Source organism: Streptomyces sp. NPDC037301 (genome assembly GCF_055602785.1).
Window position 1 is genome coordinate 1 of record NZ_JBVJWD010000091.1, and the last position, 16,552, is coordinate 16,552.

14 protein-coding genes and 2 pseudogenes are annotated in these 16,552 nt (G+C 66.5%); 9 read left to right on the forward strand and 7 right to left on the reverse strand.

Annotated elements, in window-relative coordinates:
* Nucleotides 1-286: 286 nt before the first annotated feature.
* The gene (locus tag ACZ7IB_RS46710; RefSeq protein ID WP_470921296.1) at nt 287-817 is read right to left on the reverse strand and encodes a hypothetical protein; all 531 of its coding nucleotides are present in this window, start codon (nt 815-817) and stop codon (nt 287-289) included.
* A gap of 343 nt (nt 818-1,160) precedes the next feature.
* Here ACZ7IB_RS46710 and ACZ7IB_RS46715 point away from each other — a divergent pair, with 343 nt between their 5' ends.
* Both ACZ7IB_RS46715 and ACZ7IB_RS46720 read left to right on the forward strand, forming a co-directional pair.
* Entirely contained in the window at nt 1,161-2,387 is a 1,227-nt protein-coding gene (locus tag ACZ7IB_RS46715; RefSeq protein WP_470921310.1) for an IS701 family transposase, read from the forward strand.
* A 150-nt stretch (nt 2,388-2,537) separates the two neighbouring features.
* The gene (locus tag ACZ7IB_RS46720; RefSeq protein WP_470921297.1) at nt 2,538-3,509 is read left to right on the forward strand and encodes a tyrosine-type recombinase/integrase; all 972 of its coding nucleotides are present in this window, start codon (nt 2,538-2,540) and stop codon (nt 3,507-3,509) included.
* 1,126 nt (nt 3,510-4,635) lie between these two features.
* Here ACZ7IB_RS46720 and ACZ7IB_RS46725 read toward each other — a convergent pair.
* Nucleotides 4,636-5,016: pseudogene (locus ACZ7IB_RS46725) on the reverse strand (IS1380 family transposase); the annotation flags it as partial.
* 316 nt (nt 5,017-5,332) lie between these two features.
* Between ACZ7IB_RS46725 and ACZ7IB_RS46730 the strand changes: the two are divergent.
* Both ACZ7IB_RS46730 and ACZ7IB_RS46735 read left to right on the forward strand, forming a co-directional pair.
* Nucleotides 5,333-6,556, forward strand: a complete 1,224-nt coding sequence (locus tag ACZ7IB_RS46730) for an MFS transporter (protein WP_470921298.1) — start codon at nt 5,333-5,335, stop codon at nt 6,554-6,556.
* Between the two features lie 44 nt (nt 6,557-6,600).
* A complete protein-coding gene (locus ACZ7IB_RS46735; protein WP_470921299.1) occupies nt 6,601-7,827 on the forward strand; it encodes an IS630 family transposase in 1,227 nt (408 codons plus the stop codon).
* Here ACZ7IB_RS46735 and ACZ7IB_RS46740 read toward each other — a convergent pair.
* A complete protein-coding gene (locus tag ACZ7IB_RS46740) occupies nt 7,824-8,195 on the reverse strand; it encodes a winged helix-turn-helix transcriptional regulator (RefSeq protein ID WP_327271982.1) in 372 nt (123 codons plus the stop codon). The genes ACZ7IB_RS46735 and ACZ7IB_RS46740 overlap by 4 nt on opposite strands.
* A gap of 83 nt (nt 8,196-8,278) precedes the next feature.
* On the opposite strand from ACZ7IB_RS46740, the gene ACZ7IB_RS46745 reads away from it, so the two are divergent.
* Together ACZ7IB_RS46745 and ACZ7IB_RS46750 are read left to right on the forward strand one after the other, a co-directional pair.
* Nucleotides 8,279-9,187 carry an NAD(P)-dependent oxidoreductase gene (locus ACZ7IB_RS46745; RefSeq protein ID WP_327271981.1) on the forward strand — a complete coding sequence of 303 codons (909 nt, stop codon included), beginning with the start codon at nt 8,279-8,281 and terminating at the stop codon, nt 9,185-9,187.
* Nucleotides 9,188-9,809: 622 nt separating this feature from the next.
* Complete coding sequence (locus tag ACZ7IB_RS46750) at nt 9,810-10,850, forward strand: transposase (protein ID WP_470921301.1); 1,041 nt, start codon at nt 9,810-9,812, stop codon at nt 10,848-10,850.
* 46 nt (nt 10,851-10,896) lie between these two features.
* Here ACZ7IB_RS46750 and ACZ7IB_RS46755 read toward each other — a convergent pair whose 3' ends face one another.
* On the reverse strand, nt 10,897-11,538 hold the full coding sequence (locus ACZ7IB_RS46755; protein ID WP_470921303.1) for a maleylpyruvate isomerase N-terminal domain-containing protein: 642 nt from the start codon (nt 11,536-11,538) through the stop codon (nt 10,897-10,899).
* Between the two features lie 359 nt (nt 11,539-11,897).
* Nucleotides 11,898-12,371, reverse strand: coding sequence for a GNAT family N-acetyltransferase (locus ACZ7IB_RS46760; RefSeq protein WP_382956605.1), 474 nt, complete (start codon nt 12,369-12,371; stop codon nt 11,898-11,900).
* Nucleotides 12,372-12,462: 91 nt separating this feature from the next.
* Between ACZ7IB_RS46760 and ACZ7IB_RS46765 the strand changes: the two genes are divergently transcribed.
* Entirely contained in the window at nt 12,463-13,440 is a 978-nt protein-coding gene (locus ACZ7IB_RS46765; protein ID WP_470921305.1) for a transposase, read from the forward strand.
* A 112-nt stretch (nt 13,441-13,552) separates the two neighbouring features.
* Here the strand turns inward: ACZ7IB_RS46765 and ACZ7IB_RS46770 are convergent, their stop codons facing one another.
* Entirely contained in the window at nt 13,553-14,290 is a 738-nt protein-coding gene (locus ACZ7IB_RS46770; RefSeq protein ID WP_470921306.1) for a DUF899 domain-containing protein, read from the reverse strand.
* A gap of 43 nt (nt 14,291-14,333) precedes the next feature.
* Entirely contained in the window at nt 14,334-14,858 is a 525-nt protein-coding gene (locus ACZ7IB_RS46775) for a pyridoxamine 5'-phosphate oxidase family protein (protein ID WP_470921307.1), read from the reverse strand.
* Nucleotides 14,859-14,935: 77 nt separating this feature from the next.
* Between ACZ7IB_RS46775 and ACZ7IB_RS46780 the strand changes: the two genes are divergently transcribed.
* On the forward strand, nt 14,936-15,601 hold the full coding sequence (locus tag ACZ7IB_RS46780; RefSeq protein WP_470921309.1) for a winged helix-turn-helix transcriptional regulator: 666 nt from the start codon (nt 14,936-14,938) through the stop codon (nt 15,599-15,601).
* 160 nt (nt 15,602-15,761) lie between these two features.
* Nucleotides 15,762-16,054 (forward strand): annotated as a pseudogene (locus ACZ7IB_RS46785) (transposase); the annotation flags it as partial.
* Nucleotides 16,055-16,552 lie beyond the last annotated feature (498 nt).

Below are 16,552 nucleotides of genomic sequence, written 5' to 3' on the forward strand. Positions count from 1 at the left end.
CCGCCAGCTGCCAGCCGTTCTTCCGGGAGACCGGACCCAACAACCCACGCACGCACGCCGTAGCCCGCCGTCGCAGATCCGCCCGCGGGAAGACATCAGCAATCTGCAGCAATAGCTCCTGCAACTGGGCGTCCCACGCAGTGACTTGGGCCACCTCAGCCGACCAATTCTCCATGACCGGCAATTACCCGACGCATCTGATCACCGAACTACAACTGAAGGGCTAATACTCCAGCTGTAGATCGTGATCTCGTGGGTGCCTGGTCTGGCGCAAGGCGCCGTGGCGTTAACTGTTCTCGCAGGCCCTGGCTTTGAACTCCGCTATGGGGACGGTGATTGCGGATACGTCGCCGTTACCCGAGACGTCGTCGTAGCGGACCGTTCCCGGGGTGAGCCGGTCCGGGTCGGTCAGAGTGAAGGAGACGCTACTCGATGACCACGAGCTGTCCTTGGTCCAGCCGTAGAGGGTGTAGGTGGTCTTGGCGGTGAGCGGTTTGAGAGATCTGGTCGGGGTCCAGCCGGCGGATGGAGCATCGAGGGTCCAGGTGGCGAGACCGGCCGTCAGCGGTCGGTCGGCGGCCCATGAACCGACCGTCACCTCATTGTCGACGTCGGTGCTGTCCACGTAGAGGGTCGCGCCATCGATCTGATGCCCGCAGACCATCATGACGCCGAGCAGATGGCCGTCGCCGGTCACGGAGATGCCAGCGACGGCATCGACGGGCACCGTGCACCCTGAGGTTGCGGCCAGGGCCACGCCGACCGTGAAAGCGCCGGCGAAGCGCCGGAACACCGGCCATGAAACGGTCGACTGCACAGAGCCCCCCTTGACCGGGGGTCGCTATTCGTACCCCCTGTACGCCGGATGGTAGGGACGACCCGTGTCGAGCCGCAGCTCCGCCACCCACCCGTTGCGCCCTCGTTGTGGGCTTGTAGCCGCTTGGCTGCGTCAGCCCAAGGGGCGGTGGCGTTGCCCGGGACCTTCTGCGCAAACCTTCAGTGGCATGCGTTCAAGCCTCGCTGTCACAGACAGTGGGGCCGGGTCCGGGAACGGGTACGGCCACCGTTGATCATCGTGACTTGTGTGGAGTAACGATGAGACGGTGGCCGCGGGTCACAGCATAGATCCCGCTCGTTGGCGGGAGGCGTTCGAGGTGGCCATGGGCCGTATCGCGGGGCGGTTCGCCCGGGTCGAACCTCGGCGCCGGGCTGGTCGGTTGGTGCTGGGCCTGCTGTCGGACCTGACGCGCAAGAACTGCTGGACGATCGCGGAGTGGGCTGGGGAAGCGAGTCCGCATGGCATGCAGCATCTGCTGTGCCGGGCCTCCCGGGATGCCGACGCCGTCCGTGACGATGTCCGCGAGTACGTCGTCGAGCGCCTGCACGATGAGGAGGCGGTGCTGGTCGTGGATGAGACCGGCGATGGTGTCCACACCGTCGGCGTCCAGCGTCAGTACACCGGCACGGCCGGGCGGATCGAGAACTCCCAGGTTGCCGTCTACCTGGTCTATGCGGGTGCCCGAGGCCATGCGGCGGTGGACCGGGAACTGTACGTGCCCCGTTCCTGGACCTGCGACCCGGACCGGTGCGGGGCGGCGGGGCTCGGCGAGGACATCGCCTTCGCGACCAAGCCTGAACTGGCCCGCACGATGATCGAACGGTTCCTGGACGCCGGACACCGCGTCGGCTGGGTCACCGGCGACGGGGTCTACGGAGGCAACCCGAAGCTGCGGTCCGCCCTGGAGGAGAACGGCCTGGGGTATGTCCTCGCGGTGGCCTGCTCGGCCGAAGTCACCACCAAAGCGGGCAAGTTCCGTGCCGACACGCTCGCGGCCAAGGTGCCGAAGCGTGCCTGGCAGAAGCTGTCGGCAGGCGCGGGAGCCAAGGGCCACCGCTTCTACGACTGGGCCGTCATCGACGTGGCCGAGCCCGGCCCCGGCCACCGGCAGCTGCTGATCCGCTGCAATCGCCGCACCGGTGAACTGGCCTACTACCGCTGCCACTCCACCCGGCCGGACCCGCTCGCCACCCTGGTCAGGGTTGCCGGATCAAGATGGCGGGTGGAGGAAACCTTCCAGACCGAGAAGGGGCTGGCCGGCCTGGACGAGCACCAGCTCCGCCGCTACCTCTCATGGGCCCGCTGGGTCACCCTCGCCATGCTCGCCCACGCCTTCCTCGCCGTCGTCCGCGCTGACGAACATACCCGTCCTGCCTCCGACGACCTCATTCCGCTGACCTGCAACGAGATCCAGCACCTGTTCATCGCGCTCGTCGTCCAGCCGCTGTCCAGCGTGGCCCACCGCCTCAGCTGGTCCGAGTGGAGACGACGTCATCAAGCCCGATCACGCACCAGTCACTACCGGCGACAAGTCGCAACTCAAACATGAAGATCACAATCTACAGCTGGAGTACTAACTGTTACCAGGGCCACGCTCCGGGAAGCCAAGGCGGAACTGTCCCGAATTGAGAACGAGCGGAACTCGGGTACGTTCGTCCCGCCTAGCCAACTGACGGTCAGCATATGGATTGACCAACGGTTGGAGAAGAAGGCGGAAGATCTGGAAGAAACCACCATCTACAACTACCGAATCACCCTGGACCGAGTCTGGGGAAAGCTCGGTGAGATCCTGCTTCAGGAACTTACCGAAGGGGATGTGGAAGATTGGATGAAGTGGGCGCTCAAGTGCGGGCGTATCCGTGGGGCAAAGGCCGGAACTCCGCTCGGTGTGACGAGCGTAGACATGAGTCTTGCGCGCCTCAAAGACTGTCTTAATCGCGCGGTGGCTAAGCGGCTCGTTTCGATGAACGTGGCTCAGCACCTTTCGATTCCGCGTAGGGCTCGGAAGGAAGAGCGGAGAACCAAGGCAGAACTGAAACCTTGGGACGTTACGGAGATTCATGCATTCGTGCAGGGGATCAGGGAAGACAGGCTCTACGCTCCGCTCCTGCTTTGCCTCATGGGTCTCCGCCCGGCGGAAGTCTGCGGACTTCGTTGGGAGGATATCGACTTGGAAGCCGGAACTCTCAGCATCGCCAATACTCGGACGATGATGGGGAACAAGGCGGTGGTGGAGAAAGACACTAAGTCCATGGCCGGAGAACGAGAACTTCCATTGCCGGCTCCGGTGTGGGATGCGCTCCGGTCATTCAAGGCTCTCCAGGCAAAGGAAAAGCTTGCTCTCGGTCCGGATTACGTTGACTCCGGCTACGTCCTGGTGGACGAGATCGGGGAGGCTCGGAATATCAAGCAACTCCGCCGACGGGCATACCGGATCACGGAGCTACTAGGGCTCCGTCAGGTGCGCCTGTACGACGCTCGGGCGTCCTGCTTCACGTACCTGGCCAACAAGGGCGTGCCGGACCACCTGTTGGCTCGGTGGGCGGGACACACGAACGTCAAGACTACGAAGAAGTGGTACGTCAAGCCGGGTGTGGAGGATCTTCGTGGAGCTGCCACGGGGTGGGGCGGACTGCATGGGTCCGGAGAGGGACAGACCGCGCGGTCGTGAGAGATTGTGAGATGTGGGAGCGTGGGCGGGTGAGTGAGACGACGACTGAAACCCTGCAATACCGCTTTGACGGGCCAGAAGACGCACCGGTCCTGGTCCTGGGCCCCTATCTCGGTACCACATGGCACAGGTCGTAACGACCGTCCAGCCGCGTCCAGCCAATCCAGGACAGGCGCGTAATGCCAGCTCAGGGCATCCCAGTCCAGGGGAGTCGGCCCAGTTGGTGAGAGCTGCGTGAGAGCGGACGAGACGACGGAGCCCCGCCGGGGAGGCGGGGCTCCGTCGTGCGGTGTTGCGACGGCCTGCCGTGCTCGGGCTGGCCCCGTGCCACTCCGGCTTTCTGTCGAGCCGGGCGATGTCGGCGAGGCGCGAACACTCGACCGCCTACAGCCCCTGAGTTCCGTGCTCCACGGCTCCAGGTGGCGGCCAAGTTCCTTCCAACGTGCCTGCCGGTCCATGCAGCCGATGCCCGCTGGGGTTGGGCGGGGTGAGGTGGCTGCTGCTGTCGCCGACGAAGCTGCTGCCGTGGCCCGGAGATTGCTGACCCCGGCGGCCGTGCCAGAGCCCTGGCTACCGTGGCCAAGAGCCTCGCCGCAGCGCATCCATGTAACGATGGCCATTCCTGCGGTCAGACAACAGTCTCGGCTTTCCGGCCTCCCAACGTTGCTATGGCTCGGGAGATTCTCGCCGATGCCCTGAACGGCCTTGCATGGATCCCTGAGATTGCCGAGGCAGTGCTGACGGTGGCACCCGATTGCAGTGCAGCCACATGCGCCAGAATTGTCGCAGGGCGACGGGTGGTTCAAGGCGAGGACGCCGGTGCTGCGATCACCGTTGTCGGACTTACGATCCGATGAACATGAAGTCATCGCAGCGAAAGATTCGATGCGCCGGAGTGCTCCGACCCGAAATGTGACAGGAGGATTCCGCCAACAGCCGGGTCAGTTGCCCATCGACCGTAAAGTCCGGACCTTGCGGCGGCATTCATCTCACCCCAGCCGAGCAAGTGGGGCCGTGTCCGTCCCCGCAGATTACGACTCCCAGGGAAGTTCCACGGGGCCGGGCATCTGGCGGAGGGTGTGGTGGAGATCCTTGCTTCACGTCCCTACCTCATCCCCATCTACGCGGCCAGCGCGCCGAGGAACCTGCGGTGCACGGCGTGGAGTTGGGGCGTATGACCGTGGGTGAACGCGCGCAGGAACGTGCCCAGCGTGGACGGGGTACGGATACCGTCGAACACGGCCGGCATCGCACCGTGCCGCAGCAGGTGAAGGTCGTCGATGCTGTCCGCGCCTGCGGCCATACCGCCCACGATGCTGGTGACCTTGGCGTCCGCCGCCGCACCCGCACCGTTGCCCGCCCCGGGCAGCTTCACCTTCTCGGCCACCAGACGCCAAAGACCGCACCGCTCGGCCAGCCGCATCACCGGGACCAGCCCCGCATACGCGATCAGATTCCCGTCATCGAACGCAGCAGAGACCGCCGCCGGGATGTGGGAAACTTTCATCTACGAGGTGCCTTGCTGATAATGCGTGATGGTGGTGTGGTAACTCCCATCTTCGCAGGTCAGCAGGCACCTCTCTTCATTTCTCTATCCACAGGACCCGGGACAGCCGGTGGATCCAGGCTTAGTGGTCCGCTCCGGAAATCCTTCGGGGGTTGACTCAGGAGTCGGGACCATGCACGTCGCTTCGTCGAGCGGTCGCGGCCGCGACGTGGTCGAAGTGATGCTGGCGGGTCGTGGGCAGGTCTGGGGCGAGTGCTAAAATGATCGCGTTGGCCTTCGGCGGCGCCCACGGCGCGCGCGTCCGGAGGCTTTTTTCATGCCTTCTGACACCTCAGCACTCGTCACACCTGCCCCTGCCGGTTACCGTGCTCTGCTCCGCAATCGCGAGTTCACCGGCCTGTACGCCAGCTTCACGCTCATGGTCGCCGCGAGCACCTTGTCGGGCTTCGCGCTCGGCACCCTGGTCAACCACCAGACCAACTCTCCATTCCTGACCGCCGTGAGCATGTACGGTGCCACATTCGCCACCGTGTTCGGTGCGTTGACGCTGATGTCGGTCGCGGACGGGCGCCGTCCCCGCCGGACCCTCGTCGCGCTCCAGTGCGTCTCGCTCATGGGTGTTGCCGCGCAGGCGATCCCAGGGCTTTCGTTGGCTCCCCGGTTCGCTCTACTGCTGGTGCTGGGATTCTTCCAGTCCCTGGGGACCGGCACGCGGATGGGGCTGCTCGCCGAGGTTGTACCGGCCTCCGCCTACGCGTTGGCACGTTCGCTGATGAACATCACCTCCGGTGGCATGGCGATCCTCGGCTACGCCATCGGCGCCGTGCTATTGCGGTACCTGAGCCCGCAAGGAATCTTCATCGTCGCCTCAGCCCTGACAGGAATCGGGTTGATCGTGGTGGCCACAACCGTCCGGGAACACTCGATCCGTCTGACCCGTCGCCCCGGACTGCGTCAGACCTGGACCACCAACATCGCGCTCTTCTCCCACTCCGGCCAGCGGGCACTCCTGCTGAACCTGTGGGTTCCCAACGGCCTGATCGTCGGCTGCGAGGCTCTGTTCATCTCCTACGACCCGCATCACGCCGGCGCTCTCCTGGCCGCCGGATCGGCAGGCATGCTCCTGGGAGACCTGACCGTCGGGCGACTGCTCACCGCAGACCAGCGACGCCGCTATGCGTTTGCCCTCCGACTGCTACTCGCTGCCCCTTACCTGCTGTTCGCGATCCACCTACCCCTGCCGGTTGCGACAGCCGCAGTGTTCATTGCCAGCGCCGGGTTCGCCGCCACCCTGCCCCTGCAGGAGCAGCTTCTCGCGCTGACCCCCGATCCGGTCCGCGGCCAGATCCAGGGTGTGGAGTCCGCAGGCCGGATGACGTGGCAGGGCATCGGCGCCGTGATCGCCGGCGGGATCGCCCAACACCTCACTCCAGGCACCGCGATCACCGCCACAGCCGCAGTCTCCGTCGCCCTCACCGTCATCTCCCGGCCGTTCGTGGTCCGTGCCCGCACCGTCGGTGTCGAAAGCGTCAGGGCATGAGCCGTTCCCTCATAGCCCGCTGCACTGAGTTGTGGAGCCGTTCTATGGGACCGCCCACCGGTCGAGAGGTATCCGTGCCCGTCGCCACCGCACGTCCGATAGCTCTGGCCGCAGACGAGCGGCACCAGTTGAAGAAGATGGCCTGGGGCCACAAGACCGAGTACCGGCTGCGCCTACGCGCGCAGATCGTCCTACACGCGGCACAAGGGCTGGCCAACGCACGCATAGCAGAGCGCGTCGGGGTACATGTAGACACCGTGCGCAGGTGGCGGGGCCGCTTCGCTGAAACGAGGCTGCCTGGCCTGGCGGACCGCAAGCGCCCCGGCCGCCCACCCTCTTTCACCGCACTGCAGGCGGCTCAAATCACCGCCCTGGCCTGCCAGTTGCCCGCCGAGACCGGCGTGCCGCTGTCCCGCTGGAGCTGCCCGGAGCTGGCCCGCGAGGCCGCCGAACGTGGCATCGCGACGTTCCTGTCGGCCTCCACCGTGCGCCGCTGGCTCGCACGGGACGCGCTCAAGCCCTGGCAGCACCGCTCATGGATCTTCATCACCGACGCCGGATTCCGCGCCAAGGCCGAACGCGTGCTGGACTTGTACGCCCGCACCTGGCAGGGCAAACCGCTCGATACGGACGAGTACGTCATCAGCGCGGATGAGAAGACCTCCGTCCAGGCCCGCTGCCACCCCACCCTCGCTCCCGGGCAGGCCCGCGCGATGCGCGTCAACCACACCTACGGCCGCGGCGGAGCCCTGGCCTATCTCGCCGCCTACGACGTTCGCCACGCGCAGATATTCGGCCGCACCGAACCGCGCACCGGCATCGAACCGTTCATGAACCTGGTCACCCAGGTCATGACCCAGGAGCCGTACGCCAGCGCCAAGCGCGTGTTCTGGATCGTCGACAACGGCTCCTCTCACCGCGGTAAGAAAGCCACCGACCGACTGTCCGCCGCGTTCCCGAACGCGGTCATGGTCCACACACCTGTCCACGCCTCCTGGCTGAACCAGGTCGAGATCTACTTCTCCGTCGTACAGCGCAAGGTCGTCTCACCCAACGACTTCACCGACCTTGCCCAGGTCAGGGATCGGCTCCGAGCTTTCGAAGACCGCTACAACGCCACGGCACAGCCGTTCCAGTGGAAGTTCACCACCTCCGACCTGGACGATCTACTGGCCAGGCTCGACCGGCACACCGCCGATCACCACGACCAATCCTCCGTGGCACCGGCCGCATGGTCAACCCCCGAAGGATTTCCGAAGCCGACCACTTAGCCGTGTGAGGTCTCGGCGACGTCGACCGCTTCGGAGCCTTCGCGACGCATCCGCTCAACCCCCCAGGCGCCGAGCGGCCCGAGCGCTTGATTGAGCGTGCGCCCGTGCTCAGTCAGGGAGTACTCCACCCGCGGCGGCACCTCGGCATAAACCTCCCGGTGCACGAGACCGTCCACCTCCATCTCACGCAGGTGCTGCGTCAGCATCTTCTCGCTCACTCCCGGCAGACCGCGGCGGAGCTCAGCGAAGCGGCGTACGCGATGGGCGTCAAGTTCCCAGAGGATCAGTCCCTTCCACTTGCCGCTCACCACGTCGAGCGCAGCGTCGATGCCGCAGATGTAAGGCCCGCATCTCGGCGCCTTGGCCATCACTGATCCCCTTACTAAAAGGTAAGTACCGCAGAAAATAGTGGGTACTTCCGAGAATAGTGGCGCTCTCCGAGCATGGAGGGGTGAACGAACAAGAGAACCGCACCACCAGGCAAGACGGCGCTGTCACCGTGATCGGGCTTGGCCCGATGGGCCAGGCGATGACCCGCACCCTCCTCACCGCCGGCCACCCGGTCACCGTATGGAACCGCACTGTCAGTCGGGCCGACGGCGTCGTCACCGACGGAGCCACGCTCGCGGCGACACCCAGCGAGGCGGTCGAAGCGAGTGACCTGTTGATCCTCAGCCTCACCGACTACCAGGCGATGTACGACGTCCTCGACAGCGCCACCGAATCGCTCGCCGGCCGGACGCTGGTCAACCTGAGCTCTGACACTCCCGACCGCACACGCGAGGCAGCAACCTGGGCAGCGGGCCATGACGCCACCTTCCTCACCGGTGGCGTCATGGTCCCCGCGCCGATGGTCGGCACCGAGGCAGCCTATGTCTACTACAGCGGCCGATACCAGGTGATGGAGAGCCACCTGGCGGCGTTGACACTGCTCGGCACACCAAAGCACCTGGGCGAGGACCCGGGCCTCGCTCAGATGATGTATCAAGCCCAGCTCGCGGTGTTCCTCACCACCCTGTCCGGACTGATGCACGCCACCGCGATGCTAGGCACCGCAGGAATGAAGGCCAAGGAAGCGCTGCCAGAGTTGCTCTCCTCCGCCGACTCGATTGGCGACATCCTGAGGGCTGGCGAAGAGAACCCCGGCGCCGCGCTGGATGCTGGAGAGCATCCCGGCGACCTCAGCACGGTCACCATGATGGGTGCGACGTCCGACCACATCGTCGAGACCAGCACGTCACTCGGCCTCGACCTCGCGCTCCCACTGGCCGTGCAGGCCCACTATCGGCGCGCGATTGAGGAAGGAAATGGCAGCGACAACTGGACCCGCATCATCGACAGCATACGAGGACCACGCTGACCAAACGCGGGACCGATGAACACACTCCCAGCCGCGACTCCGCCCAGACCCCACCGCCTACTTGCGCCCTCGGCGGACCGTGACCCGGGACCTGACCCGGCTCGGAGTGGGGCTACGCCGGTTCCACGACCCCACCCTTCGTGCACTCAGCGATCGATGAGTTCTCACGGTTGGCCTATACCGAGGAGCTCGGCTCCGGGGCCGTCGAACGCGCAGGGGGCACGTATTCGTCGTATGCAGCTCATCACTGGGGCCACCCTATTCCTTCTGCGGCATTTCCCCGGTTAAGCGCTGCTGCTGTTGCTGTCCGCGACAGATGTCGCAGACAGCAACAGCCTGCCGACCTGCTAGAACCTCTGGCGCCACCCTGGGGACCCCAACAGAAGCGACATGGTGAAGGCACGCCTTACGGCCGTCGGCCGTGCCGTGGGTGATCTTCTCCTTGGTCTGCGGGTCCTCGTAGGTGACCGGGGCCTCGTCGGAGGAACCCTTCACGCGGGCACAGAAATCGTTCTGGACCCAAATTGTCGCTGCTTTCTTTGCCTGTCTCACATGCCTCGACTCCGTTGATCGGTTGTGGGGTTACGAGTTCCCCCGCGATTGATCGGGGCGGGGCCGTGACATGACGAGGGCCGCGCGGGTTCTTCGAGTGCGATCAAGAAGTGGGCCCGCGCGGGCCTTGTCTCATCCTGCCTTCTGCGGCGTGAGCCGCCAACACTTCGGCGAGTTGCTCGACGAGCTCGAACCGGGGTGGGAATCACGGTGCGAGAGCGAGCGTCACGACCGGCGCGGGCACGGCCGCCGCCGTCGGGCCGGGGCTGGCCCGACGTACGAACTCGCCTTCCGCGACCGGCTGGTGATCACGCTGGCCTACCTGCGTACCGGCCTGCCCCAGGACGCCCTCGCCGTCATCTACGATGTCGGCTCCTCGACCATCGGGCGGGCGATCGGTGAGGTCCGGCCCCTGCTCGCGGCCCGCGGCTTCGCCGTCCCCGACCGGCCCGGCCTACGCTTACGCACCCTGGAGGACGTGTTCGCCTACGCGGAGGCCGAGAACATCGAGCTGCGGCTCGACGGTGCAAAGACCCAGGTCCGCCGTCCGAAGGCCGGCCGCCCCGGGCGCCGGGCGTTCGTCTCGGGCAAGCGCAAGCAGAACACCATCAAGACCACCACGTTCAGCGACGGTCAGGGCCGCTTGCTCTACTCCGGGGCGGAACGGCCCGGCCGGATGCACGACCAGACCGCCGTGCGCACCGAGGGCATCGCCGAGCAGTTCAGGACCCGTCCCGGCGTGAGGGCGAAGGTCGACTCCGGCTACCAGGGCCTGGCCAAAGAGTTTCCCCGCCAGGTCACCGCGCCGCTGAAGAAACCGAAGGAGGGCACCTGCGATGGCGACAAGTACGCCTGGCGCGAGGCGAGACGACGGCAGTCCTCGGCCCGGATCTGCGCCGAGCACACCAATGCCGAGCTGCGGAAGTGGGCCCCGATAAGGCGGTTCGCCGGACGCCGCGAGACCTTCCCCGAGACCCAGCGGGCCATCGCCGCCCTGATCTCCGACCGTGCTGCCAAGAGGCCCCCCCCGCCGCGTGCACAGCCAGGGCGTGAGCGTTCTCAGCTGTCGGGCTTGATCAGGTCGAGTGCGCGGTCAGGGCGTGACCGGTAGTGATCAACAGCGGCGGCGAGGTTGGTCCAGCCAGTGAGGTTGGTCACTACAGCACGCGCAGGGCCTGATCAACGTCACGCTCACGTCTGGCGAGCGCATGCAACACGGCTTGGTCACCGTGCCGATCCCGGGCGGCTGCAACGAGCACATCCACCGCGATGGCGAGCGCAGCATCGGGCACTTGGCATGGTGCGTTCACGCTGAGTGTGAGGTCATCGAGGTGCACCGCCAGCTCGACGCAACGGGTCTGCAGGTATCCGTCGAGCAACATCTCCTCTCCCGGCCGGTGGAGGACGGCTACCCGTCGATCGGCCGGCTCCATGCCCAGCCGCTGCGATAGCCGCACCCACGCCGCCTGGGTCTGCTCAGCCACGACAGCGGGGCCGGCTGTGGCTGTTTCCTCGCTGCGGGCACGCACCCCGACGTTCAGCGCAGAGCCCGGCAACGACGTATCGGCGAGCCGAGCGTAGTACCGAACCGGTGACACCGGTTCTGCGCCGAGTACCTGACCATCGAGGAACCATTCGACCTGGAGGACGCTACGCGCAAGGTGACCAGCCAGCCCACCTACTGACATCCCTGGGAGCACGGACTCGGCCTCCCAGCACTGGGCTACCTGCTCTGTAGTCAGCAGGTGCACTGCCTTCTCGGCAGCCTGCAGGTATGTCTTCCGTGTCTCATCAGTCATGCGGGCATCGTCGCAACCTCATCATCACAGCGGCTGACAGGTCCACCTTGTGGACCGCTCCGCCGCTTCACCCGAGCGCGTCCCGAATCTATGGCCACGATCCGTAGCCTCGCCGTCGACCCCATGCGACAGGACCGGCTGGACCACCATCACCCCCCGTGGCCGACCACGACCGGTCCCGTCCCGATCACGCGATCGCCGTATTCTGTCTCGCCGTCTGAGAACGCATCGGCCCTGCGTGCACAGCACCGACCTCGTCCTCGCCCGCGACGCCGCCTGCTGATCACCCACCAGCCGAACCGCCAGACCAGCATGCCCCGAACTCAATCGCGGGTGAGGTCGTTACGGGGTGGGGAAATTTATCCGTCCAACCGCAACACCAGCTCGTCGATCTCCGCTCCCCGCGCGTTCGCGAAGCCCCGGTCCTCGCCGACGACCTTGAAGCCGCACTTCTCCAGGACCCGCACCGATCCGGTGTTGTCCGCCGCCGCCCGGGCGAGCAGCGGGCGTTCGGGGACCTCGGCGAGCAGCCCCCACAGCGCCGCGGTCGCGATGCCCCGCCCCCAGTAGTAGCGATCGATGAAATACGTGACCTCCCGCTCGCCCGGCTCGCCGTACACGGCCGCGTGCCCGACCACATCGCCGTCCGCGAGCACGGTGCGGGTGACGACGTCGGGCGAGGCGAGGATGCGCTTCCAATGCGCGTCGAAGTGGGCCCGGTCCGTCGGGTCCTCGGCGGTGAAGGCGGCCATCCGATTCGACTCGGGGTCGCTCATGTGCCGGAAGAACACAGGCAGATCGCTGGGGTGCACGGGACGCAGGGAGACATCTATGGAAGCCATGGGCCCGACCCTAACGACCTTGGGGGAAGGGCGGGAGTGAGTCGGCCGTGACACGGGAAGGGCTTTACGGGTTGGGCGAGTTGTGAAGCTGACCTGGGCCCGTACGGCCTGTACCCATCCTGCCCTGTCCGGGGTCTCCCGCGCACATTTCGGGGAGTTGCTCGAAGAACTCGCCCCGCCCTGGGCGGCGGCCCGCGCGTCGGCCCTGCACGTGATGAGGGGCGTGCCCCGCAAGCGGGCCGAGGGTGCCGGACGCAAGCCGCGCCTGGTGTTCACCGACCGGCTCGCGGCCACCCTGGTCCACCTGCGGCTCGGGCTGCCACATGCCGCCCTGGCCGAGTTGTACGGGGTGGACCGCTCCACCGTCTCCGCCGCGATCCGCGAGGTCAGACCCTTGCTCGCCGCGCGGGGCTTTGCCATCCCCGGCCGCCCCGGTCTGCGCATCCGCACCCTGGACGACCTGTTCGCCTACGCAGATGCCGAAGGCGTCGACATCCGGCTCGACGGCACGGAAGTCCAGGTCCGACGCCCGCGCGCGGGCCGCCCCGGACGCAAAGCCTTCGTCTCGGGCAAGAAGAAGCAGAACACGATCAAGACCACCACATTCAGCGACCACCAGGGCCGCACCCTGTTCTCCGGCGTCGTCCGCCCGGGCCGCATGCACGACCAGACCGCTGTGCGTACCGAGGGCATCGCCGAACAGTTCCGCCTCCACCCCGATGTGCACGCCGAGGTCGACTCCGGCTACCAGGGTCTGGCCAAGGAGTTCCCGTCCCAGGTCAGCGCCCCGCCGAAGAAGCCGGCCCAGGACGCTCCTGACGGCGACAAGCGTGCCTGGCGCGAGGCGCGCAGGCGGCAGTCATCGGCCCGCATCGTGGTCGAACACACCAACGCCGAGTACAAGCAGTGGCATCCGCTTCAGCGCTACACCGGACGCCGCGAGGACTACGAGCAGACCCACCTCGCCATCGCTGGCCTGGTCTCCGACCGCGCGGCCCGACGCACGACCCGTCGCCTCACGAGCACCGAACTCGTGCCCGTTCGCGCGACGGCCTGCTGAATCACCCACCAGCCGAACCGCCAGACCAACACGACCCGACCTCAATTTTCCCCAAGGTCGTTAGCAGCCGCGAGGGCCGTCAAAGCGGATCAAGCTCAAGGGGCCGGGTTTCTCAGTCCCTTCGGGAGGAGCTGTCGGCCGCCGCTCGGGTCGTTGACTGGAGTCGTCTTACTGGCCGGGGGTATTCGTCGTGGAGGCGCCACCAGGCGTACGGGGCGGTTTGGGGCCATCCGTCGGGTGAGTCCTCCCACGTCTCCTGCCTGCCGAGGGGAGTCAGGTCGAGGAGGCTGAAGTCCATGCGGAGCCGGTCGACGCCGCGGCCCGCGGTGAAGTAGGTGCGGTAGACGCGGTCGCCGTCGCGGAGGAAGACGCTCAGCCCGAAGCCGCCTCCGGTTCCGCAGTCGGCGTTGAAGTCGCTGTTGTGGGAGGAGTACCAGGGCACGGTCCAGCCCATGCGCCGTTTGAAGGGTGCGATCTCGGCCAGGGGGCCATCGGAGACCAGAGCGAGTGTGGTGTCGCGGGCGTGCAGGTGGGCGAGGTTGCCGATGTTGTCGGTGAAGCTGGAGCAGCCAGGGCAGTAGTGGCCGCCACCGGACCACATGAAGTGGTAGACGATGAGCTGGCGGTGTCCCTCGAAGAGCCCGGTCAGGGTGGATTTGCCGTGTGGGCCCTCGAAGGCGTAGTCGGCGTCGAACCGGACCATGGGCAGTCGTCGGCGCTCGGCGGCCAGCGCGTCGAGTGCGCGCGTCAGTTGTTTTTCCTTGGCCAGGAGTTCGTCGCGGGCGGACTGCCATTCCCGCGCTGAGGCGACGGCGGGTAGTGGTGGCGTCGGATCTGTCTGGGCGGTCATCGTTTTCTGCCTTCGTTTTCTGATTCCTGGGGGGTGTGCCGGGTCATTGGCCGACGCCGAAGGCGGCGAGCACGGGTTGCGGGGTGCGGCCGGGGAGTCGGCCGGACTGGAAGTCGAGGAGGCCGACCCAGGTCGGGCGCAGGCCGATTCTGGCCATGCGCAGTCCAGGTTTGTCGATGGCGTTCAGGTAGGCGTCGCCGGCCTCGGGGCCCATGACCGCGCGCTGCATCGTGACGTACTCCGGGAGGACGCCGTCGACTTCGGTCACGGTGACCGTGCCGCGCAGCATGAGCACCTGCGGCGGGCCATCGGCGGAGTCGATGCAGACCGCGACGTCGGGGTGGGCGCCGAGGTCGCGGACCTTATAGGTGCCGGCGAATGCTCCGACGACCAGTTCCTGGCCGGTCCACAGGAAGTTGACGGGGATCAACCGAGGCGCCCCGTCCTTGCCGGTGTACGCCAGGCGCGCCACGAGGTGGGTAGTGAGCAGGTGCTGGGCTGTCGGGGTGCCCAGTAGCCGTACGTCGCCCTGCCGCAGGTTCGCCGTTTCGGTTCTCTGGAAGCTCATGGCTCCACGCTAGATTCATCAACTCCTAAAAAACAAGCTCTCATCCTAAAAGCGAAGCGATCTGTTAGCGTGGAAGCATGAACGGCAGGCGTAACTACGGAAACCCGTGCGGTGTGGCCCGCAGTCTGGATGTCGTAGGGGAACGGTGGGCGCTCCTGGTGGTGCGCGATCTGCTGCTCGGCCCCAAGCGGTTCAACGACCTGCTCGCCGGACTGCCCGGTGTGAGTCCGAACGTTCTGAGCCAACGGCTGCGCGATCTGGCTGACCATGGCGTCGTCCACCGCCGCGAACTCGGGGCGCCGGCCCGCGTCCACTACTACGAACTGACCGAATGGGGCCGCGAGCTGGAGCCCCTGCTGCTCCAGCTCGGGCGCTGGGGCAATCAGGCCCCGCACCCCGTCGAGGGTGAACTGGGCGTCGACTCGATCATGCTCAGCATCAAGGCCGCCTTCGACGCGGTACGCGCCGACGAGCTGCGCGGCACGTACGAGTTCCGCATTGACGCCGACACGTTCGTCGCCGAGGTCGCCGACGCCTCGCTGCGGATCTACCGCGGTACCGCGGAGCACCCGGACGCGGTGCTGGCCACGGGCATCGAGACCTTGCGGGCGGTGTGCGACGGTCGCCGCAGCCTGGATGACGCGGCTCGGACGGCCGACCTGCGGCTCGACAGCGACCGAGCAGAGGCGACGGTGCATCTGTCGGAGCTGCTCATGGCGCCGTTCTTGCCGCAGACGTCATGAAGCGAGACACCAGGTGCGGCACGGGCGGTCCGCCGCGGTGTTGGATGTATGGCCAGCCGGTCTGGCAGACGGTGGCGGGGTGGAAGCTGTCGCGTGAGGCTGATCCTTTGGAGTGGACACCCTGACAATGGATCTTGATGGTCCAGGGAGGGATGTTCAGGTGGGACGCAAGTCTCCGTATCCGGAGGAGTTCAGGAAGGACGCCGTCGCGCTCTATCGCGCCGCGGGCGGTAAGCGCACGTATGCGGCGGTGGCTGCTGATCTCGGTATCACGGCCGAGTCGCTGCGGACGTGGGTCCGCAAGGACGAGTCCCAGGCGGCGCCCGAACACCGCGACGTTGGCAGGAGTGCGGCCGAGGATCTGGCCCGGCTGCGGGCCGAGAACGCCCGGCTACTGAAAGCGGAGAAGGAGTGGCAGCTGGAGAGCGAGATCCTGCGCCGGGCAGCCGCCTATCGATCCGCGCGCACAGCCTCAGCAGGATCTCCTTCCCCTGGTGACGACCTGATCGGGGAAGTAATCGTCCTCGAACAGCCCCTTCAGAAACGGATACTCTGCCACCTGCTGGTTTGTGATCGACATGGCGATCCCACCTCCCTACCGAAGATCCGACGCCCCCATCCTGGACCGCACCACTGACAATGGACGGGCCAGGGGCCCAGGGTCGGGGTCGGCCTGATGTGTGAGCGGGACAGGAGGAGAGAGCGGGACGGGGGGAGAGCCCCGCCACGAACCCGCCTGACACCCAACGCCCCTCCACGAACCCCCGCAGAGCAGCACTAGATGCAATACCGGTGACTTTGAGGGTGTCGGCTCGTTGTGTTGGGTGTGCCAAGGCCGGGACAGGTGAAGTCGGTCGGGGGTGAGCGGTTTTCGGATCGCATCGCTCTCGGAGTGTTAACGCGTGCGTTTACGCCTGATCTGGTGGACGAGGTGGTGGCGGAGTGCGGGCG